This is a genomic window from Maribacter sp. TH_r10 (assembly GCF_033101095.1).
Lineage (GTDB): Bacteria > Bacteroidota > Bacteroidia > Flavobacteriales > Flavobacteriaceae > Maribacter_A > Maribacter_A luteus.
This window is the reverse complement of sequence record NZ_JAWMPY010000001.1, coordinates 191,976-213,821: the sequence shown is the minus strand read 5'-3', so window position 1 is coordinate 213,821 and position 21,846 is coordinate 191,976. Positions and strand designations below refer to the sequence as shown.

The 21,846-nt window shown below is 36.9% G+C and carries 16 protein-coding genes; 9 read left to right on the top strand and 7 right to left on the bottom strand.

Going from position 1 to position 21,846, the window contains the following annotated elements:
• The first annotated feature begins 125 nt into the window (after nt 1-125).
• Complete coding sequence (gene xylE / locus R3X28_RS00900) at nt 126-1,541, top strand: D-xylose transporter XylE (protein ID WP_317661715.1); 1,416 nt, start codon at nt 126-128, stop codon at nt 1,539-1,541.
• A gap of 159 nt (nt 1,542-1,700) precedes the next feature.
• On the opposite strand, the gene R3X28_RS00895 is transcribed toward xylE, so the two are convergent.
• The 3 genes from R3X28_RS00895 to R3X28_RS00885 all read right to left on the bottom strand — a co-directional run bounded on the left by R3X28_RS00895 (nt 1,701) and on the right by R3X28_RS00885 (nt 2,356).
• A complete protein-coding gene (locus R3X28_RS00895; RefSeq protein WP_179955065.1) occupies nt 1,701-1,844 on the bottom strand; it encodes a hypothetical protein in 144 nt (47 codons plus the stop codon).
• Between the two features lie 83 nt (nt 1,845-1,927).
• Complete coding sequence (locus R3X28_RS00890) at nt 1,928-2,119, bottom strand: hypothetical protein (protein ID WP_154365673.1); 192 nt, start codon at nt 2,117-2,119, stop codon at nt 1,928-1,930.
• 75 nt (nt 2,120-2,194) lie between these two features.
• The gene (locus R3X28_RS00885; RefSeq protein WP_154365671.1) at nt 2,195-2,356 is read right to left on the bottom strand and encodes a DUF1328 family protein; all 162 of its coding nucleotides are present in this window, start codon (nt 2,354-2,356) and stop codon (nt 2,195-2,197) included.
• Between the two features lie 585 nt (nt 2,357-2,941).
• On the opposite strand from R3X28_RS00885, the gene R3X28_RS00880 reads away from it, so the two are divergent.
• Both R3X28_RS00880 and R3X28_RS00875 read left to right on the top strand, forming a co-directional pair.
• Complete coding sequence (locus R3X28_RS00880) at nt 2,942-5,980, top strand: TonB-dependent receptor (RefSeq protein WP_317661708.1); 3,039 nt, start codon at nt 2,942-2,944, stop codon at nt 5,978-5,980.
• 9 nt (nt 5,981-5,989) lie between these two features.
• Nucleotides 5,990-7,474 carry a RagB/SusD family nutrient uptake outer membrane protein gene (locus R3X28_RS00875; protein ID WP_317661706.1) on the top strand — a complete coding sequence of 495 codons (1,485 nt, stop codon included), beginning with the start codon at nt 5,990-5,992 and terminating at the stop codon, nt 7,472-7,474.
• Between the two features lie 196 nt (nt 7,475-7,670).
• Here the strand turns inward: R3X28_RS00875 and R3X28_RS00870 are convergent, their stop codons facing one another.
• From R3X28_RS00870 to R3X28_RS00855, 4 genes are all read right to left on the bottom strand, one after another.
• The gene (locus tag R3X28_RS00870; protein ID WP_317661704.1) at nt 7,671-11,846 is read right to left on the bottom strand and encodes a two-component regulator propeller domain-containing protein; all 4,176 of its coding nucleotides are present in this window, start codon (nt 11,844-11,846) and stop codon (nt 7,671-7,673) included.
• Nucleotides 11,847-12,306: 460 nt separating this feature from the next.
• A complete protein-coding gene (locus R3X28_RS00865) occupies nt 12,307-13,677 on the bottom strand; it encodes a GH1 family beta-glucosidase (RefSeq protein ID WP_317661702.1) in 1,371 nt (456 codons plus the stop codon).
• Nucleotides 13,678-13,679: 2 nt separating this feature from the next.
• Nucleotides 13,680-14,687, bottom strand: coding sequence for a glycosyltransferase family protein (locus R3X28_RS00860; RefSeq protein WP_317661700.1), 1,008 nt, complete (start codon nt 14,685-14,687; stop codon nt 13,680-13,682).
• Nucleotides 14,688-14,694: 7 nt separating this feature from the next.
• Entirely contained in the window at nt 14,695-15,570 is an 876-nt protein-coding gene (locus R3X28_RS00855; RefSeq protein WP_317661698.1) for a UDP-2,3-diacylglucosamine diphosphatase, read from the bottom strand.
• Between the two features lie 353 nt (nt 15,571-15,923).
• On the opposite strand from R3X28_RS00855, the gene R3X28_RS00850 reads away from it, so the two are divergent.
• The 6 genes from R3X28_RS00850 to R3X28_RS00825 all read left to right on the top strand — a co-directional run bounded on the left by R3X28_RS00850 (nt 15,924) and on the right by R3X28_RS00825 (nt 21,574).
• Nucleotides 15,924-17,078, top strand: a complete 1,155-nt coding sequence (locus R3X28_RS00850; protein ID WP_317663037.1) for a TIGR03364 family FAD-dependent oxidoreductase — start codon at nt 15,924-15,926, stop codon at nt 17,076-17,078.
• Nucleotides 17,079-17,435: 357 nt separating this feature from the next.
• Nucleotides 17,436-17,792 carry a fructose 1,6-bisphosphatase gene (locus tag R3X28_RS00845; RefSeq protein WP_154365661.1) on the top strand — a complete coding sequence of 119 codons (357 nt, stop codon included), beginning with the start codon at nt 17,436-17,438 and terminating at the stop codon, nt 17,790-17,792.
• A gap of 21 nt (nt 17,793-17,813) precedes the next feature.
• Nucleotides 17,814-18,665: a cell envelope biogenesis protein OmpA gene (locus R3X28_RS00840; RefSeq protein WP_154365659.1), complete on the top strand. Its 852-nt coding sequence runs from the start codon at nt 17,814-17,816 to the stop codon at nt 18,663-18,665.
• Nucleotides 18,652-19,149, top strand: coding sequence for a Rab family GTPase (locus R3X28_RS00835; protein WP_154365656.1), 498 nt, complete (start codon nt 18,652-18,654; stop codon nt 19,147-19,149). The genes R3X28_RS00840 and R3X28_RS00835 overlap by 14 nt, the downstream gene beginning before the upstream one ends.
• On the top strand, nt 19,136-20,668 hold the full coding sequence (locus R3X28_RS00830) for a hybrid sensor histidine kinase/response regulator (RefSeq protein WP_282055554.1): 1,533 nt from the start codon (nt 19,136-19,138) through the stop codon (nt 20,666-20,668). The genes R3X28_RS00835 and R3X28_RS00830 overlap by 14 nt, the downstream gene beginning before the upstream one ends.
• 675 nt (nt 20,669-21,343) lie before the next feature.
• Nucleotides 21,344-21,574: a hypothetical protein gene (locus R3X28_RS00825; RefSeq protein WP_317661691.1), complete on the top strand. Its 231-nt coding sequence runs from the start codon at nt 21,344-21,346 to the stop codon at nt 21,572-21,574.
• Nucleotides 21,575-21,846: the final 272 nt, after the last annotated feature.

Here is a 21,846-nt window from a genome sequence, read left to right as displayed (position 1 = left end):
AATTAGTTTATCCTGAAAATCATTTCTGTCCTCAATGTTTAAAATCTTCATTACTTAAGTGATTCTTAACTTAAAAATTAGGGTTATCTTGCACAGTAATTAAAACCAATTTAATCGATTGCACAATGAACAAATCAACCAATTCAACCTATCTATTTGCCATAACCATGGTAGCCACTTTAGGAGGGCTACTTTTTGGTTATGATACAGCCGTAATCTCAGGAACCGTAAGCTCATTAGACCATTTTTTCGTAATGCCGTTCGGCTTGGATGAAATTTCTGCCAATTCCCGATTGGGTATGGTAGTATCAAGCGCCTTGATGGGTTGCGTCATAGGAGGTATTTCAGGGGGGGTCATCAGTAAAACCTTAGGGCGTAAAAAAGGTTTGATCTTGGCAGCCGTTCTTTTTCTTTTTTCAGCCTTGGGCTCTGCAATGCCCGAAATGTTCTTAAAACCTATTGGCGAAGGGGATCATACCTTTATTTATATTTTCGTGGTATATCGTATTATAGGCGGTATTGGCGTGGGCTTGGCATCGATGCTTTCTCCTTTATATATTGCAGAAATAGCCCCGGCCAATATAAGGGGTAAGTTGGTATCCTTGAACCAATTCGCCATTATTTTCGGTATGTTGGTGGTATATTTTGTGAATTACTATATAGCAAGTCAAGGTGATGATTCTTGGTTGAATACTATAGGGTGGCGTTGGATGTTCGCTTCAGAGACCATTCCTGCTACACTCTTTCTTGTATTATTGTTCTTTGTACCTGATACCCCAAGATCATTGGTGCTGAAATCGAAACCAGAAAAAGCATTATCGGTTTTAACCAAAGTAAATGGGGCAGAAACCGCGCAAAAAATTCTTAAAGAGATTCAGGGTACGGTAGAACACCGTTCCGGAAAATTGTTTTCGTTCGGGATAACGGTCATCGTTATCGGAGTGCTACTTTCGGTATTTCAACAATTCGTCGGTATTAATGTCGTATTGTATTATGCGCCCGAAATATTCAAGAATATGGGTTCCGGTACAGATACGGCTTTGTTACAGACCATTATTGTAGGGGCGGTCAATTTATTGTTTACCGTCTTGGCCATTATGACTGTAGATAAATATGGTAGAAAACCTTTGATGATCATCGGGGCATTGGGTATGGCATTATCCATGTTCGGTCTTGGCACCGTATTCTTTTCGGAAACCGTTGGAATAATTGCATTGATCTGTATGTTGGTCTATGTGGCAAGTTTTGCGATGAGCTGGGGTCCTGTTACTTGGGTGTTACTATCAGAGATTTTTCCAAATAAAATTAGGGGTAGGGCATTGGCCGTTGCCGTAGCTGCACAATGGATATCCAACTACTTGGTATCATGGACATTCCCTATGATGGACAAAAACAGTTTTCTTTTAGAAAAATTCAATCATGGCTTTGCATATTGGATTTACGGTGTCATGGGAATCCTTGCGATGATTTTAGTTTGGAAGTTCGTTCCCGAAACCAAAGGAAAAACCCTTGAGGAAATGGAAGGGGTATGGAAAAAATAATAAACGAGAATGTTCTTTCTTGATTATCGAATAAATCATGAATGATTTTCTGTCAAGCGTATTCGCATTTGTTCAGGAATTCATTTTCTAAAGACATAAAATTAAATGGCACAGTGGATTTACACTGTGCCATTTATTCTTTCAATTCATAAGTAACAACTATTTTTTATTCTGTTGCTCTCTGATCGAATCCTTTTCTATATCGAATGTGTTGGTTTCTATATTGATGTTCCCAGTAGGGTTGGTAGGATTACTTTGTTCTACTTTGCGTTTAAATTTTCTTTTATCTTTAAATACTCCCATATATTATTTTATGATTTACTGCAAAATCGGATAAGAATCCTTGTTGCAAAAATGATTGATTCTTGGTTTCGACTATCAGAATTTTAATTGTCGTCGGTTGCATCATCGATTTCATCTCCGATTTCCTCCGCACCCTCTTCAATTCCGTCTCCCACTTCTTCAATGCCTTCTTCAACTTTTTCCTTTGCTGATTTATCTTCCCTACAACCAACAAAAGTTGATAACGATAGTGTAAAAAAAGAGGCTACTATAAAATAAACTAATGATTTTCTCATGTTTTTTGAGTTTTTAATGTTAATCTGAATGTTTTGATTGTTTATGAAAAGGTCAAATAGGCCAATTGATTATGACTACACCTTTTTTCTTCCGGTCAGTAATGAGATTACTAGTAGTACTAGAAAAATAAAGAAAAGCACCTTTGCTATTCCTGCAGCACCGGCTGCTATTCCACCAAATCCGAATATTGCGGCGATAATCGCCAAAATTATAAAAGTAACTGTCCAACGTAACATAGAGTTTGTTTTAAGGGTTGTTGTTATGTTGATGCTTTATCAACTTAATAATGTAAAGGTCTTTAAATACGTTGATTTCTTTTGATGTAATCCATTTGATTTTTAACGCATTACGTTTTAGGTTAAAAATTTAGTCAGCTCGCTTTTATATGTTTATGGATGACCGAATCTATTTTATTTAACTTATGAAAAACATTTAAGGCTATACTTATTTCCCGGTACTGCTCTAAGCCTCATTTAAAATTTTGTTAATGCGTAATAAAGGGATGCAGTTCTAGCAATAAAATATTATTTAAGTAAAAAAGGTGGTTAAAGTACTGTAAAATAGTTGTTTGGGTAAAAAATTATCAATTATGTCATATCATGAATGCAACAACTTTTATATCAATTGCTTCAATATTTCTATTCATGAGAGTAGTATATATTTACATTTGATAGAATATTTTAACATAAAATTAATAATCTGATTATTCAAGTAGTAGGGAATTCGGATTTTGATAAATTCAGGCTTGCATCAGGTTATCGATTTTATGTTGATTTCATATTGTTCTAGAAAAATTAAATTAACTTAAATTATTGATTATTATGAACAACCAACTAAGTTACAGATGGTTTTTTAAACGAAAAAAACCACTGTTTTTTTTACTGACCTTCTTATTTACATTTACCGTTTCCGCTCAGGAAATCTCAGTTTCAGGATCAGTCACAGATCTAAACGGACCTTTACCTGGTGTTAGTATTGTGGTTCAGGGTACATCTATTGGTGTGGCTACCGATTTTGATGGTAATTACTCTTTAGGGAATGTACCATCGAACGGGACTTTGGTATTTAGTTATATCGGTTACCTTACCAAAAATGTACCAGTAAATGGTAACAGCTCGATTAATGTACAATTAGAAGAAGATCTACAGGCCTTGGATGAAGTAGTTGTCGTAGGTTATGGTACCCAAAGTAGAGCAGAAGTTACCGGGGCGATTACAACAATTGATTCTGATGAGATCACAGCTGTCCCTGTTGCAACAGCCGACCAAGCCCTTCAGGGTAGGGCAGCCGGTGTATCGGTTATTAATACAGGTTCTCCAGGAGCGGCACCGGTAGTGCGAATCAGAGGTTTGGGAACCATGAATGACAACAATCCACTATTTGTTATCGATGGTGTCATATCAAGTGGCTTGGGAAATTTAAATCCAAATGACATTGAGTCGATAAACGTTCTTAAAGATGCCTCCACAACTGCCATTTATGGTTCGTTAGGTTCCAATGGTGTTGTTATGGTGACTACCAAAAAAGGAAAGAAATCAGAAAAGGTAAATATTACCTTGGATGCTTATACAGGGGTACAATACACCAATAGTAGATATGACGTTCTAAATACTGAACAATATTTGCAATATCTTGATGAGGCGTTTGATTTTGTGCCAACCTCTCCATTATCTTCTTCAGCAAATGACACCGATTGGCAAGATGCAATTTTTAGGACTGGTGTAATGCAAAATGTCGATTTAGGTTTTTCCGGAGGTGGTGAAAATAGTGACTATAGGTTTTCAGCTGGATATTTGGAACAGGAAGGAGCTATAATCGAAACCGGTTATGAAAGGTTTTCTTTTAGGGCCAATAGTAATTTCACCTTAGGTAAGTTCAAGTTCGGTGAGACAATGTCAATCACGTTTAGCGAACAAAATCCTGAAAGGAATTTAGGAGACCGATCTTTATTGGAGCATGCAATTAAAAGTGCGCCGTATTTACCAATTTACAATGCAAATAATCTAGGAGGTTTTCAAGGTCCGAATAGCGATGCCGATGGCCAAGATGCGGAGAACCCTGTTCGCCTTCAAACATTGGGTTATGCTGAAAATCTTTCAACTAACATTCTAGGTAGTTTATATGGAGAGTTAGAGCTTATGAAAGGGTTGAAATTCAAATCTCAAGTAGGTCTGGAATATATAGTTTCAAATTATAACGAATTTACGCCATCCTACAATGATGATAGTATTGGTGCTACCAACAGTTCAGGTTTTGCCAGTATTACCAAGAATACGGGTAAAAGAAAGAATATTACCTTAACTAATAGTTTAAATTATAGTACAACTTTCAATGATTTGCATAATTTGGAAGTATTGGTACTAGCCGAAAAACAGGATACCGATACTGATTATCTAAATACCAGTAGTCAAAATGATATATCAGATGAAGTTGATCAGGTTTCAAACTCAAGTGCAAGTTTAGCTTCAACCACATATGAGTATAAACGAATCGGCTATTTGGGTAGGGTAAACTATAATTATGACCAAAGGTACATATTAGCTGTCTCTCTAAGACAGGATGCTTCTTCTAGGTTTGGAGAGGATAATAGATGGGGTACTTTCCCTTCAGTTGCAGCAGGTTGGAATGTCGCAAGAGAGAATTTCATGAAAAACACCAATTTCAATACTTTTAAATTAAGAGGAAGTTGGGGTGTGACAGGTAATGATAGAATCGGTGATTATGAATACAGTGCAACGCTTTTATCGGATTTTTATTATCCAATAAATGGGTCTTTGGCCGTCGGGACTACGGCTAGTGGTTTGGCAAATTCAGATTTAAAATGGGAGGAGACGACCATGCTAAATATAGGATTGGATCTTGCAATGTTCGAGAATAAGTTTACCGCTTCTTTAGAGTATTTTAATAATAAGAGTGATGATCTTTTGATGAGTAGAACATTACCACCTTCTTTAGGTATTCACTCTGGAACCATTACTGAGAATGTTGGTTCAGTTGAAACCAATGGTTTTGAATTGAGTTTGGGATATAATGATTTTGAAGGAGACTTTACATGGTCAGCCAATGTGAATTTAGGTATCAGTAGTAACGAAGTTAAATCACTTGGGTCCACAGAATCTTTGGAAGGTGCCGTTTTTGAAGGTAATAATATATCAAGGGTCTCAGTTGGGGAGCCTTTATTCTATTTTTATGGTTTAGAGTCTGACGGTATTTATCAAACCCAGGCAGAAGTTGATGCGGTGTTTACGGCGGATCCCTCCCAAACAACGGTTCAACCTGGGGATATTCGCTATATAGATCAAAATGGTGATGGTACAATTACATCAGATGATAGGGTGAAAATAGGAACTCCATACCCAGATATAACTTACGGTGTGAATTTAAGTGCTGGGTATAAAAATTGGGATTTAAATGCTTTTATTACCGGTGTTGCTGGAGGTGACCTTTATAATACCAATATTTATGATTTGGAAGGAATGCCAAGACCTTTTAATGCGGGAACTGGAGTTTTAGATAGATGGACAGGAGCTGGAACATCCAACTCAGTTCCTAGAGCTGGAGGAGCACCACAGAACTTATCTATTTCAGATCGTTTTGTTGAGGATGGTTCCTACACACGTTTAAAGAATATTACGCTCGGGTATACTCTTAATTCAGAAGCTATAAGTGATTATATTTCTAAACTTAGGATTTATATAAGTGGACAAAATTTAATTACCATAACGGACTATTCCGGATTGGATCCTGAAGTTGGGAATCCGTTGACCACTCAAAACGGTGATAGTTTTGAATTAGGTGTTGACAGGGGAAATTATCCTCAACCTAAATCTGTTTTATTAGGAGTAAACGTAACATTTTAAAAAAATAACATGAAAAAGTTTAATATTATCATAGTATTGATTGCTTCATTTGTCTTCACTTTATCGTGTAATGAGGATGAATTGGAATTAGTCAACCCAAATGAATTGTCCCCAGAGACATATTTCAAGAACGAAGCACAAGTTCAATCTGCAGTAAATGCTGTGTATTCGAATATGCAGACCAGAGGTCTTTGGAGTCGCCATATGTTCTTTATGATGGATAATATGGCCCAGGAAAATGGCGGTAACACGCAATTGGAGGCAGATAAGAAACAATACCTTGACTTCTCTTTTGACTCTAGTCATGGAGGTATAAAGGCTTACTGGGACAGTTGTTTTAGAGGTATTAACAAAGCCAATTTCGTAATTGGCAATGAAGAGGCCATTAACGAGATTTCAGAATCTTTATTAAGTTCTACAAGGAAAGCGAAGTTTATAGGAGAAGCCAAATTTATGAGGGGTTTCTTTTATTTCTTATTGGTCACTAGATTTGGTGATGTACCATTAATCACTGTTATACCGGAAGATGGAACAGGTTTTCCTAAAAGTTCAAAAGAAGATGTTTATCAACAGATAATAACCGATTTGACCGAAGCATCAGCTGTTTTACTTGATAAAGGAACTGAAGATGCCGGTAGGGCTACCAAAGGAGCAGCTTATGCATTATTAGGTAAGGTGTATTTGTTTCTTGAAGAATATGACTTGGCCCTGGCAGAATTCAATAAACTAAGTGGTTATTCATTGGAGGATAATTATTTTGACAATTTCAAAGAAGAGACTGAACATGGGAATGAATCTATTTTTGAGATAGAATATGATGACGATTTAGGCTTTAGTGCGCAATGGAACTCAGATGTATCTGGTCAAGGGCTTAATGAGGCAACATTTAGAGGTCAAGAATATGGATTTAACGATTGGTTCAATGTATTTCCATCAGATGATCTATTGAATGAATATGAGTCCGGTGATATTAGGTATGAGCAGTCGTTCTATGTCAACGGAGATACTTTCGGCCCTGATGGTTCCATGGTAGTAGACGCATTTCCTAGTAACGGCGGTGGTAATGCAGGTTGGTCAAAATATCAAAACTATTACAAAGACGCTAATGAAGACCAAACTTCAGGAATCAATTTTAAATATTTAAGATATGCAGATGTATTGCTGATGATGGCCGAGTGCGAGAGTTTGAGACCTGGAGGTAGCCAAGATGTTGCCGCTGGTTATATTGATCAAGTTCGCGTAAGGGCTGGTTTGGGTAGTATTGGAACAGGACTTTCCCAAGATGAGTTGTTCGATGCTTTAGTACACGAACGTAAAGTTGAACTTGCAGGTGAGCAAGTACGGTTCAATGATATTATTCGATGGGGAAATGCTGCCACCGAATTGTCTGGTTCAAATTTCCAATCTGGTAAACATGAGCTATTGCCTATTCCTATCATTGAGATTACGACCAATGAAAATTTGACCGAGGCGGATCAGAATCCAGGTTATTAAGACAGTAAGTTTTTAAAAATTTGTTGAGTTAGTTTAATTTAAAGACAGCGTGTTTTATACACGCTGTCTTTTTGTGTTATTAAGGCATGTTAAAGCCTATATGCTAAACTTATAATATAATTTGAAACATCATCAGAACCATCATGCTTTTACCTTTAGGTGGTGTTTAAAATACCGGGATACGGTACTACATGAATTAATTGGGTCTTACTTCTGTGGGGAGAATGCCGAAATGGGCTTTAAAGCATTTCGTAAAATAAGAAGGTGAGGAGAAGCCTACTTTAAAGCCTACCTCACTAATAGACTCACTACCACTCTCGAGCATATGTTTGGCTTTTTCCAGACGTATTTCCCGAATGAATTCATTTGCAGTAATGCCCGTCATGGCTTTTATTTTACGATATAATTGACTTCGACTTAGGTGCATATCCTCCGCTAATTGTTCAACATTCAAATGTGAATCTTCCAAGTTCTCATTGATATAATTCAGTACCTTATTAATAAATGATCTGTCTATGGATGTTGTTTTTTCAGGGAGTTGAATATTCTCAATGTCATTAAAGAACCGACTCATGAAATTTTGGCGGTTTTCGATCAATCTGTTTAGGTATGATTTTAAAACTTTCATTTCAAACGGTTTGTTCAGATATACGTCGGCCCCGGAATCGATTCCTTTTACCCTATCATCACCCATTGCTTTGGCAGAAAGTATCAAAACCGGGATATGACTTGTTTTAATGTCTTGTTTTATGGTAGAGCAGAATGCTATTCCGTCCATTTCAGGCATAATTATATCAGTAACTATTATATCGGGAATTATATTCGTGGCAAGTTCAACTCCTTTTTTGCCATTTTCCGCTTCAATTACCGTGTATTCTGAATTGAGTTCCTCTTTTATGTAGTTTCTAAGTTCCGGATTGTCCTCTACCAAAAGTATGGTTCTTTTAGGTTGTACGGATTCAACCCTATTACCCATAGACTGTATTGCTTTCTTTGGCCTTATACCTAATTCATTGTCCAGATGTGTAATATCTTTAGGGCTATATTTGCCGTTTACCGTCATTAATTCAGATGGATTAAAATGATCTTTACCAAAAGGCAGGTAAATTTTAAATTTGGTTCCTTGCCCTTCTTCACTTTCAACTTCAATTTTACCTTTGTGTAGATGTATAAAACTTTGCACAACTTCAAGGCCTATGCCAGTTCCAGACCCTCCGTAATATTTTTGTCCCATTTTTTTGGATCGATAAAAACGTTCAAATATTCGGTTGATTTCCTCTTTTTTTATGCCCAAACCTGTATCTTCTATGATTATTTCCAAAGCTGTAAATTTTTTGGTTTCATGCAATAGGGGTAAGGAAACAGGGGTTTTACTACAATGGACACCAATGGTAATTACACCATTCTCATGAGTGGCCTTGAATGCATTTGACAATAGATTGAAAATTATTTTTTCCAACATTTCAGGATCCCCCCATATTCTATTGTTCATGCCATCTGTTTCCAAATCGAATAAAATATTCTTTGTGGCAATTTCATCTTGGAAGTGACTTGCCACTTCCTTTATAAACGGAAGCATTTCAATTTCTGAAGCTTTGGGCTCTATATTGGTCAAATGTATTTTTCTGAAGTCCATTAGTTCATCGATCAGGCGAATAAGCCTATTGGTGTTTTTCAGCATTATTCTATGCTTTTCCTTAATAGTATCGTCAAATTGGTACTTATTGTTTTCCACAATGTCCCTAAGAGGGTTCAGTATAAGGGTCAAAGGGGTTCTGAACTCATGAGATATGTTGGTGAAAAATTGAATTTTCTTCTCGTTAAGAATTTCCTCTTGTTGTCTCTTATCCCTTTCAAATTTTATGAGTCTTTTGGTTTGGAGTCTTTGGTCTATGAATCTCGTAATCATATACCCGGATAAAAGAATTAAAATGAGATAGGATAACATAGCAGTATTGGATTTCCACCAAGGTGGAAGAACGGTTATTCCCATGGTTAGCGGGGTTTCATTCCATAAACCATCATTATTTGAACCTTTTAACTTGAAAGTATATTCTCCTGGTGAAAGATTGGTATAAGTGGCACTTCGGGAATTACCTACATAATTCCAATCGGTTTCCAAGCCCTCAAGATAATAAGCATATTGATTGTTCTGTGGTCGGGTATAATTGATTCCCGCAAATTCCAAGGTAAATACAGATGCTTTATGGTCTAATATAAGATGGTCTGTTTCTGAAACGATTTTTTTCAAAGGGGAGTTTACACTGCTTGGGGTTACCGATTTGTTGAAAATCTTTAGGTCGGTAAAGCATAACTTTGGCGGGTTTGTATTTATTAAGATGTTATTGGGGTCAAAGTAATTTATACCTTCGTAACTACCAAAAAACAGGTAGCCATCGGCATTCTTGTAAACCGAATTATAATTAAAATCATTTGCCAACAAGCCATCATCAACGGTGAAATTCGTGAAGATTCCCGTAGACCTATCCAATTTTGTAAGCCCATTTGCCCCCCCAAGCCATATATTTCCATTGTTATCCTCAATTATAGAGGCTACGGTTTCTTGTGTTAACCCTTTTGATTCATCAAACCGTACAAATATTTCCGATATAGGGTCGTATTTGTATAAACCACCCCCATCGGTCCCTATCCAAATGTTGTTCTTGCTATCTTCAAATATTGATAAAATAATAGGGGAGTTCATGCTTCCTACCTTGTTGAACATCTTTTGGGTCATTGATTCTACCGAATAGCCGTTTATTTGGTCTCCTATTACCTTGTAAAGTCCACTTGTTGTGCCTAACCAGATAGTATCACTGTTGTCAACCAATACGATACGGATATTACTTTCTCCGATCATAACTTCGTTAAAAGGCTTGTCGCTTATTGGACTGAATTTTCTTGTTTTGGTGTTGTATAGATGTAAGCCTCTGAAAAATGTTCCTATATAAATGTCGCCTTTATCGCTCTCACTAAAACTCATGATTCTATTGGAGGTCAACCCTCCATCTGTATTGTCGATGTTGTAATTAACAAAAGACTTACTGTTTTTGGGCAGAAAATAGATTCCTGAACTCCATGTCCCTACCCATATATTGTTTTTACTATCCCTAAAAATGGTTTGGACATCTGAACTGCCTAGTCCGGTTATATGGCCGTTATTTTTATCGGAAAGATGAATGAAATTCTTTTCAATAGGGTCGTAAATATCCACACCGCCCCCATCCATGGCCACCCATATCTTGTTATGGTCACCTTCGACGATACCTGTAACCGAAGTGGATTTTAAAGAATTAGTAAGGTTTGTTGAACTTTCAATGTCCATGAATTTGTCATCATACTTATCATATACCCCTACACCCTTATTGTAATACCCTATCCAAATTCGATCTTGATTATCAACGAAAAGAGACCATATTGAATTGGATTTTATAGAGCTTTTGTTGAATTTATCATATCTATAATTGTAGATTACCTCTCCGTTTGATTTTAATGCGAAAAGGCCGTCATTTTCCGTGCCACATAAAACGTTGCCATCTGGAGCTTGGATCAGGGTCAATATTCTTTTGTCTGTAATCTTGAATTTTTCAAAAATCGTTTTGCCATCAGATCCTTTGGAGATTTTTATGAGGCCATTGGAAAAGGTTCCGACCCATAAGTTCCCGGAACTGTCCTTGAATAAAGATTCGATACTTTGTGTAATTTGGGTTAGGCCATTCAATGTTTCAAAATTCGCCAATTCAATGTAATTATTTTGGTCTTTGTAGGAGAAAAGCCCTCTACTGGTTGCTATGAGCATTTTATCTTTCGAGTAGGAAATAATACTGTTGATGACTAAATCAGATGCTTTATAACCACCCTTGATCGGTAGTTCTTGGGTCTCTGAGGTTTTAATGTTCAATCTAAGGAAACCATGTTCATTGGTGCCGATCAACAATTCTCCTTTGCTGTTTTCGTTGATTGCATAAATGGGGATATTCGCGAAAGCATGTTGATCTTGATTTAGGCCTACTTCTTTAAACCTGTCGAGTATGGGGTCATATAAGTTCAATCCGTGTAATGTTCCTACCCATAAATTATCTGATGTGTCCTTATACATTGAATAAACCAAAGAACTATTTAAGGTATTGGGATTGGTTGCAACATGTTTATAGGTCTTGTATTCCATGCCGTTATATTTGTAAAGACCTACACCATTGGTTCCCATCCATATAATACCTTGGTTGTCTTGAAGAATGCTTGTTACGGCCCTTTGCGTTGCTCCTTTATCAAAGTTCACAAAAGTGTATTGGCCTTCGGTCGATTGGGAATACGAAATCATTGATGATAACGTCAGAATAATGACTTTTAATAAAGAATGGGAAAACTTCATAAACTAGCAGTGGTTTTTCACATTGGTACTTTGCCTTTAAAATTCGGGCATTATAAGTCAATATAGAATCTTTTTGCTAAATAGTTCCCATGAATATGGGTCTTTTTATTTTAAAACCTATACTAAAGGATAAGATGTGTTTTTATTAAGATCACACCTTGAACATTACTTGTAAAAAGAAGAGGTTGTTCAGATAACTTACGCTTGAAATTTTTGATTAATGGGTTTTTCCTAAAAAGACGTATAGGGCAAGTACATGTTCTACGTTCATATTATAAACCATTACAATGCAACATAAACTTAACCTAAGGTTTAACGTAAGCTAACCCTGCCATGGCTGTTATTCGGTATTTTTGTTTGGCCTCTTTTCGGAGGAGACGTTCTTTGTATGAGTTAGTTTAGTTTAAAGCTGGTGGCAACATTGGCTTTTTTTATGTTCATATTTTTCATTTATTTAGTCTCATTGATCGACCAAAAAACCGGAATACCATATGCCGGAGTTCTTAATGGTCCTTTTTTGGGTTTCAAAATCGATATGGACAAGTCCAAATCGGGGATAATACCCTTCTGCCCACTCAAAATTATCGGTAAAGGTCCATACAAAGTATCCATCAATGGCCAATCCTTCTTTCTTGGCCCTATATACTTCTTTAAGGTATTCTTTAAGGTAAGATTGTCTACGCTTATCATCTACGGTATTATTTATAAGGGTATCTTCAAATGCCGCACCATTTTCTGTGACGATCAATTTTTTTATGCCTTTGTACGCATTGAATTGTGCTATCATAGCGTGTATGCTTTTGGGGTACACCTCCCAATCCATTAGGGTGGTGTGGACATTCCGTTTGGGGGCACTTACAAGTTTTGACCTAATATAGGGCACGGTAAAACTGTGTTTTACGACTTCACGGGTATAGTTTTGAATACCGATAAAGTCATAATCGAATATTAGGTTTTTGCAATCCTCTGGTTTATGGTACTTTTCCAAACGACGTAGTATTTTCAGATCTTTGACAGGATAACCCATTCCCAAACTAGGTTCTATGAACAAACGATTCAATAGAGCATCTGCTTTCTTAGCCGCTTTTATGTCTCTTCTTTTTGTGGAATAAGGAGTAATTTGGGAGCATGAGAAGGTAGTGCCTATAATTGCATTTTCTACGGTTTCACGTAGAATCTTGCCTCCCAGGGCTTGGCATAAAGCCGCATGGTGAACGGCAGGCAAGAAATTCTTTAAGCCCTTTTTCCCTGGCGCATGGGCACCAAGAAAATATCCGGCTCCCGTGAATACCATGGGTTCGTTCAATACGATCCAGTTTTTTACCCGATCCCCGAATAACCGGCCGCAATGCCTTACATAGGTTTCGAACCAATTTAGGATTTCCCTGTTGGTCCATCCGCCTTTTTCTTCCAAGGCTTGGGGAAGATCCCAATGATAAAGGGTTACCCATGGTGTAATGCCACATTCTAGACAAAGATCTATGACACGGTTGTAAAAATCGATTCCAGCGGTATTTAATTTGCCTTGACCTTTCGGTATCAATCTTGACCATGCCAGCGAAAATCTAAAATGGGGAATGTTCATGGACTTCATCAAAAGAATGTCCGTTTTATATCTATTGTAGAAGTCGCAAGCGATTTGGCCGTTTTGGCCTTCATGAATATTTTTATAGTCCATAGTGAAGCGATCCCAGATAGACTCACCCTTATCGTCACTATTGTACGCACCTTCAATTTGATAGGCAGCTGTAGATACCCCCCAAATAAAATCGGGACCGAAATCGGACGATTTTAACCCAAAACCCGACTCAGATGAAAAAGATGGTCCCAAATCTAATAATTCATTTGGCCTACAGAAGCTTCTTGAAGGATCTGGTCAACAATATCCGCTGTCATATCTGGATAGTATATGTGGGTTCTATGGTCTGTTTCTATCCAATTGGCCAACGTTTCCAGATGTTTCGTTTTTAAGGATTTCAAAACCGGGACCTGCATTTCTTTAAGTGCCGATGCGTTGCATTTCTGTTCATATTGTCCTTTCATCGGAATTACCATCAATTTCTTTTCCAAGTGTAAGGCCTCGGCTGGAGTTTCAAATCCGGCACCGCATAAAACCCCCTTGCAATTGGCCATACTGTTTATGAATGCTTCGTTTTTTATTTTACGTACCGATATGTTCTTGTAAAAGAAGTCGATATCGGTATGTTTGGAAAAAACCTCCCATTTAACCCTTTTCAATTTAGAAAGTACCTTTAATATTTTATCATCGCTATAAGAGGGGAGGTATACCGTGTAATGGTCACCTACAGATCTTGTTGAATTCCTAACCTCCTGCCTAACGATCGGGGTGAAGATATTATCCGCATAGGACTTAAAATGTAAACCGTAAGATTGGGTCGTAGGGGCATATTTTTTCAAGATCATTTTGCCTAAAAGGTCGTTTTTTTCCGGTTTCGGTGCATTTGGCGATATAACACCTGCTTGATGGCTAAAGCCTACACACTTTTTATTTTTTAATTTACAGGCCCATGCCGATATGGGTTCAAAATCATTAATGATCAAATCGTAATCGGCAACCGGAATACTTTTGATTTCTTTTTGAAGGTTGGAAGAGTTTGTTTTGAGATAGGTTCGCCACATATCAACACCCCCCTTTTTGCCAAATATGAAACTTAAACCCTTTAGTCGATATTTTATAGGGTAAGGTATTTGAACATCAGCTTGGGTACCACTGACCAAAATATCCAGGTCACGGGTTTTTTTATGCAGTAGGGGTATAATGTCCCTGGCCCGGCTTAAATGTCCATTACCGGTGCCTTGTATGGCGTATAATATCTTCATTAAGGTCTTACTTCTTTGATTTTAGGTTGCTACTAGACACTGTAATGGTTTGGAACTCTTGCATCAAACGTTCGAAAAGTTCGTTTTTCTCCAATAATTCGGTAGGATCAAAAACCTCCATATCCCGGGAATGTATGGCAATATCATCATCGTATTTGTATAAATTCCAACTGCCGTTAGTGAATTCAAGTGCTGTTAGGTTTTCTATCCAGTCCCCTGAATTTAAGTACATCACAGAACCTTTGGTAGATGTGACCTTTCGGATTACCGGTTGGTGTATATGGCCGCATATGACGTAATCGAATTCTTTCTCTATCGCAATATCGGCCGCGGTCTGCTCAAAGTCACTGATGAACTTGATGGCCGATTTTACCCCGTTTTTTATTTTTTTGGACATGGAAACAGGACCTTTGCCCAATTTTTTGGAGATGAAATTAAACGCACTGTTCAGAAGGATCAAAAAGTCATAACCCATGGCCCCCAATTTGGCTATCCATTTGGAATGTTGCATGGTAACATCGAACACATCACCATGAAATATCCAAGCTTTTTTGCCATCAACGTTGAGCAGTTCCTTATTTGAAATGCTGAAAGATCCCATTTTAAAACCTGCGAATTTCCGAAGCATTTCATCATGGTTTCCGGTAATGTATTGTACTTTTATTCCCTTGGCAACCCATTCTAAAAGCAATTTGATGATTTTCATATGCGACTTGGGCCAGTACCTCTTGCTAAACTGCCAAATGTCAACAATATCCCCGTTTAATATGACTCGTTTGGGTTTGATCGACTTTAAATATTTCAGGAGTTCTTTGGCATGGCAGCCATAGGTGCCAAGATGAACATCGGAAATGACCACAATATCAACAGGTCTTTTTTTCATGCTTATAGGGTCTGATTGGTTTGTTGGTATTTTTCACCTTTAGGGGTGAACCATATGTGACTAAACGATCAAGAAGAACATCGATTAGTAAAGATGTAAGTGAAACTGAAATAATTTTCATAACCAGGGCTTCAGCTATACCAAAGGTTTCGAATAATTTTCGATACTTCTGTAAAGCCCTTTTTAAAGTTAGGTTAAGCAAAGTTTAACAATATATTTTTTACGTCTTTTTTTATAACCTTCCCTTAACCTGAAAAAATTCGTTTTCAATGTAATATTCATGAATATTATAAAAGAAAATATTTTGGGGTTATACCAGATGAAATTGATATACAATTTATAAATATATGAGGATACGACCACAGTATGATCTTATTGTAGTAGGAGGTGGGATTCTGGGGACATTTCATGCTTATCACGCGCTCGAAAAAGGTTTGAAAGTGGCCTTGGTTGAAAAAGATGATACTCCGCAAGGGGCAACGGTATGTAATTATGGCCAAGTGTTACCTTCGGGAATGAACAGCAAGTGGCAACTTTTTGGAAGGGAGAGTTTAAGGATATACAAAGAGATACAACAACAGTTCAATATTACAGTACGGAAAGAAGGAAGCGTGTATTTTGCATCTACCCCTGAAGAGGAACAACTACTTGTAGAGCTGAACAGGATAAATAGGAATAACGATTACCCTTCTGTTTTGTTGACTAAATCGGAATGTCTGGATAATTATCCTGGATTGTGCAAGGAATATGTTACATCCGGACTTTTTTTCCCTGAGGAGATAATGGTTGAGCCCCGATTAATGGTAAATAGGTTACATGATTATCTAAAGGCCGCCGGATTGGTCATTTTTGCCAATTGCAATGTGATAGACTGCGATATCTTGTCTAACGGAATTGAAATACAATGTTCAAACAATAAATCCTTGTCAGCGGCCAAGGTTGTCATTTGTAATGGCACGGATTTTAAGACCTTATACCCGACTTTGTTCAATGAAAGTGATCTTGTGGTTTCAAAGCTACAGATGATGCAGACCAAACCACAACCAAACTATAAATTACAGGGTTCAGTTCTTACCGGTCAATCGATACGTACATATGCAGCATTTCATGAATGTCCTTCGTATGCTGCTATAAAAGCCAAAGAGAAAGAAAATTCCATTAAGGACAAATGGGGGGTACAAATCAGTTTTAAACAAGGTTCGGACGGTTCTGTTATCCTTGGTAATTCTCACGAATCCGCAGATATATCCAAGGTCAATAGATTGGGAATGGATTTGAATGTGGATATTGATAATTTTATTATTGAGGAAGCTAAAAAAATACTTGACCTTCCAACCTATGAAATACAGCGACGGTGGTACGGACTTTATTCCCATTGTAAAACGGCTGATGTTTACAGGGAAACGATAGGCGAAAACATACACATTGTTACTGGGATCGGGAAAAAAGGCTTAACCGGTAGTCCAGGTTTTGCAAAGGTGAATATTCACCAAATATTCAATCTTTAGCTGCATTCAAGGCCGCAAAAGCAAGGTTTTTTTCGATTAAATATGGCTTTGTTTCCAAAAGTGCCGACTTCTTGGCATGCATGTTGTATACAATTTCCCAAAGGAAACAACCTGAAAATGTCCCAAAAAACGGCTATTTTCTTAATAGTAGCGGTACTTTACGGCCATTAATGGTTTGCTTTTGATATATGTGAATTAGAAACCTAAAATATTATATCTTTGAAAACTTGCTCGAAATCACTATATTTCATTGACTTGGGATTAATTACCCCACTTTGGAGTGAAGTTGAATGAACTCGGGTAGAAAGTAAATTCAATTGCCAATAAAAACATCAAAACCTTCTAAATAAAACCTAAATGTCAAAGAATCAAAAGGCTGTAATTAAATTACACGGAAACCAAGACCCAGACTCAAAGATCGAGGCAATCAAAAATCTTATATTCGGTGAGAGTATTGAAGCTTATGATGCTGAATTCGAAGCTTTAAAAGAAGATATACTCAATAAGAAAAAGGTGTTAGAGGATTTAATCGAGGAAGTTGGGTCCGATTTGAGAAAATCAATCGACGATGTTTCGACAGATGTTAATATCAGGATTACCGACTTGGAAAAAAGTTTGGAAACCAAGATGGAAGATTTGGAGGAAAAAAGTATAGCCAAGGACACACTTGGTAAATTGCTCATAGAATTGGGTGAAAAAGTCAGTAGTAAATAATACGCCCCAACGGCAATTCGAATGAGCGAAAAAGATAGGCTGGAAATTCTTAAGGATATTTTATTCACCGAGGATCGGGAAGATATTGATAAAATCGCCGACCGTATCGAATTGTTGGAGCAAACCTATAACAACAGGGAAAAATTCGCGTCCAGGGTCAATCCCATTGTGGAAAGGCAAATAGATGATTTCGCAAAGAACATACCCAACACCCTTGGCCCTGTAATTACCGAAACCTTAAAGAGGGAAATCCACAACCATAAAGATGAGGTTGTCGATGCGTTGTACCCTATTTTAGGTAAAATGGTCAAAAAATATGTTGCTCAAGAAATAAAGGTGCTATCGGAAAAGATAGATAACCAGTTGAGCTTTATATCCGCATGGAAAAGAAGGTTACGATCATTTTTCGGGGGAAGTAAAGAGAAAGAATTACTATTAAATGACTTATCTTCAGAAAAGGTAGAACAGGTTTTGTTGATAGAAAGGGATTCGGGACTGTTAAAAGCAGGTTACTCCAAGACCGAAACTATTGACGAAGAGATGATCTCCGGAATGCTGACTGCGATTAAATCTTTTGTTGAGGATGCTTTTAACCAGAAAAACCAGGAACTGGAACTTATCGAATACGAGTTATATAATATTCACATACAAAGTTTCGTGAACTATTACGTTGCCGTAGTAATTTCCGGCTCTTATAGTTTAAAGACAAAAGACAAAGTGCAGGATATCATTTTTGATTTTTACCATAATTTCATGGAAATGAACCTCGATTTGATTTATACGAGTCGTCATCTTGAACATCCTGCAGATACAATAAGTACAAAACTCATAGAAAAAAAGCTCGCAGAATATTTTGGCAATGCAAAAATCTAAGAAAATAGTAATACTGGGTCATTTCGGTGTTGGTAAAACATCATTGATCCGCAGATTTGTAGAAGATAGTTTTTCAGATAAATACAAGGTAACAATAGGTGTTCATATCACTAAAAAAGTTGTTGAGGTAAATGCTGATGAATCGGTTTCATTGATAATTTGGGACCTTGAAGGTACAGATGAGGTACAGATGATCAGGCAGGCCTATTTATTGGGCACGCACGGGGTAGTCTTCGTTTTTGATGTTAGTAGACCATCTACCTTCCAAAATTTAAATAGGGATTTAGAAATTGTTGCCCAGAAAACCCCCGACACACCTTTGATCGTCGTGGGCAACAAAAAAGATCTGGTAATCAATGATGAACTGCAAATTCTCCTTAAGGACAATGGTATAAAAGCGGATTATCTCACCAGTGCAAAAACAGGGGACAGTGTAAATGAAATGTTCACCCATTTAGCAACGTTATTGAATGACCTCTCTTAAGCAGTACAAAGAACAATACATTAATCAGAACATACAATTTGTCCTTATCGATCAAGAAGGGACGATCCTTGAAAGTGATCAGACATTCTTAAAACTGAACTTAGGGGATTATATCTATGAATTACATCCTTTTTTCGCTACATATTCGGCTTTTTTAGATATTTCTGACGAAACGATGACCTATAATTGCGTTCATCTGGAGTTTAATGAAAAAGAGTTCATTACCGATGTAAAAATGATGAAGAAGGGGAAGCTGGTCCTTCTCGTTATTTATAACCTTACCGGGCATTATAACTCGTATCAACAGATTGCACAGGCAAGGAACGAATCTATAATCAATTCGGAATTGGTTGTTCTAAAGAATTTGGAACTGGAAGAAAGGGAACGGTTTAAAAATGCTTTTATCCGTAATTTCAGTCACGAATTAAGAAATCCGTTAACGAGTATAATTTCAATTACCAAACTACTTGAAGGTAGTAAATTGAATAACGAGCAAAGCCAAATGGTCGATTTTCTGAAAGAATCGAATACCAATCTAAAATTATTGCTCGATGACATCATGAGTATAAGCATGATCGCTTCCGGTAAATTACAGTTACGGAACAAGATATTCAGTCTTATTAGTTTGCTAGAGCTAATCGATTTTACCTACCGGTCAAAAACCAATGGGGGTGCCATTCGTTTTAAAATGGATTATGATAAGAAAATCCCTGAATTTATAGAAGGTGATCGTTTAAGGGTATTCCAGGTTCTTACGAATTTACTTGACAATGCCCTGAAATTTACCGAAGAAGGTACGATAACCCTGAATGTATCGCTTAACCAAAAAAGGGCGAATAAAGTTAGCTTGCGGTTCGAGGTTTCCGATACCGGTGTGGGGATACCTTCAGAAAAGACAAATGCCATATTTGAGAGCTTTATCCAATTAGAATCCGAGGGTAAAAAGGAAGGGGCAGGTTTGGGACTTTCAATCGTAAAGGGGTTGGTCGGTTTAATGGGAAGTGAGGTCCATGTAAAATCCGAACTGGGCAAAGGCACCACTTTTTATTTTGATATTACACTTACATATGCTTTAGATCTTGCATCAAAACCGATAGATAGGGCCAAAAAGAAGAATTCGGACATAAGTAAGTTGAAGGCAGATAAAAAATATAAGGTTTTACTGGTTGAGGATGATGAACGAACACAAATGGTATTGTTCAAAACACTTATGGACACCAATTTCTTTTATATTGATTTGGTCAATGACGGGGCGCTGGTTTTCGAGACCGTGATCAACAATTCCTATGACATCATTCTTATGGATGTTGACCTTCCCAATGTTTCTGGGGATCAAATAACCAAATTAATACGTGAATTCCCTTTTAAGAACATTAAAAAAATCCCGATTATCGGGGTTACAGCCAATGTTTTCGAGGAAAGCATTGAGGATTATTTATCATTGGGAATGAATGCCGTTGTAACAAAACCATTCGATTTTGATGAACTCCTTAACACCATGGTCAAGTTTCTTAAGTAAGAAGCACCATACTAGATCAATCAGGGGTATTTTTCTTTGCTGATTCTACTTATATTAAGTAAAAAAGTAAGAAAATACCTATAAAAGTGTATTACGTCGAATAAAACATACTGTTTATCGACAAATAATTCTCTTCACTCTTTTCTTCAATTTAAGATTAAACACTTGTTTAGATTTGTGTGTAATTAGAATTCAAGGAGAACGATTCTACAGTTATCGAACACATATGAACACATCTATTTTAGTAGAACTATTTTTTGGAATCAGTGTAATTGTCTTTTTAACGACACTATACATTATTCTACCGACTAAATTGCTGAAACGCAAAATAATGATAAAATCTAAAGTTGGTCAGAACAATCTGAATAGGATTATCAGAATGGAAAAGTGAAAATCTAAGGATGGCCGAAAGGTAAAACCTAAAAGACCATCCCAAAAATATTAAGGGATAGAATGCTATACTAACACTAACCGTTTTATCCGTTTAAATCCATTGGAATTTTAATTGGTTTTTCCAATGGACTGAAAAAACCAACCAGGGTTTTGATAGTAATTAAAGTAATTTAGGTTTTAATTAGTTGGTTGGTTTAAAAGACCCTGCTTGCAGGGTCTTTTTTTAATAGAATAAAAGACCCGTAGGGTCAACAACGTTGAATGGACAAAATACAATGCACAATGCCTAATCAGGGAAAATGGAACGATCTTTTAACGTTAAGGAATAATTATTTAAAGGATTCGGGAATTAAGAAGAGCACAAATAGGGGTCAAGAAATAAAACGCGCTGGGCATGATGAGGAATTGTTTGTTGGATCGGCTTTTATTGGCGATGTGCTAAAATTTGAATTGCAAGAAATGCGTAACGAGAATCAGTTGAAAAGAATGGGCTTTGCAATTGAGGAAGAGTAAAATTGCTATGAAAAGAAAAGAGAATGGTTATGGGTTATTAATTCTGTTCAGTATAATGATCATGCTACAGATTCTTAACAACATATTGTAAACGGTTAAAAGTCAATGAAAAAGAAAAAAGGACTGACAAGGACAAAAATTATAATCATAGGATATATCATATAGGCTAAATCCAATTTTTGGACAAGCGTGGTTCAAATCCATGATGTAAGATAATGAGGGTTGTGTTTGTTACGTTCCCCCAGGGATAATTCGAAAGTGATTTCGGTTAT

Excerpts from the sequence above, each read along its gene's own strand:
- R3X28_RS00860 (WP_317661700.1), bottom strand. The coding sequence starts at position 14,687 with ATGAAGATATTATACGCCATACAAGGCACCGGTAATGGACATTTAAGC.
- xylE (WP_317661715.1), top strand. The coding sequence starts at position 126 with ATGAACAAATCAACCAATTCAACCTATCTATTTGCCATAACCATGGTA.
- R3X28_RS00880 (WP_317661708.1), top strand. The coding sequence starts at position 2,942 with ATGAACAACCAACTAAGTTACAGATGGTTTTTTAAACGAAAAAAACCA.
- R3X28_RS00870 (WP_317661704.1), bottom strand. The coding sequence starts at position 11,846 with ATGAAGTTTTCCCATTCTTTATTAAAAGTCATTATTCTGACGTTATCA.
- R3X28_RS00895 (WP_179955065.1), bottom strand. The coding sequence starts at position 1,844 with ATGGGAGTATTTAAAGATAAAAGAAAATTTAAACGCAAAGTAGAACAA.
- R3X28_RS00890 (WP_154365673.1), bottom strand. The coding sequence starts at position 2,119 with ATGAGAAAATCATTAGTTTATTTTATAGTAGCCTCTTTTTTTACACTA.
- R3X28_RS00830 (WP_282055554.1), top strand. The coding sequence starts at position 19,136 with ATGACCTCTCTTAAGCAGTACAAAGAACAATACATTAATCAGAACATA.
- R3X28_RS00855 (WP_317661698.1), bottom strand. The coding sequence starts at position 15,570 with ATGAAAAAAAGACCTGTTGATATTGTGGTCATTTCCGATGTTCATCTT.
- R3X28_RS00845 (WP_154365661.1), top strand. The coding sequence starts at position 17,436 with ATGTCAAAGAATCAAAAGGCTGTAATTAAATTACACGGAAACCAAGAC.
- R3X28_RS00840 (WP_154365659.1), top strand. The coding sequence starts at position 17,814 with ATGAGCGAAAAAGATAGGCTGGAAATTCTTAAGGATATTTTATTCACC.
- R3X28_RS00885 (WP_154365671.1), bottom strand. The coding sequence starts at position 2,356 with ATGTTACGTTGGACAGTTACTTTTATAATTTTGGCGATTATCGCCGCA.
- R3X28_RS00835 (WP_154365656.1), top strand. The coding sequence starts at position 18,652 with ATGCAAAAATCTAAGAAAATAGTAATACTGGGTCATTTCGGTGTTGGT.
- R3X28_RS00875 (WP_317661706.1), top strand. The coding sequence starts at position 5,990 with ATGAAAAAGTTTAATATTATCATAGTATTGATTGCTTCATTTGTCTTC.
- R3X28_RS00825 (WP_317661691.1), top strand. The coding sequence starts at position 21,344 with ATGCCTAATCAGGGAAAATGGAACGATCTTTTAACGTTAAGGAATAAT.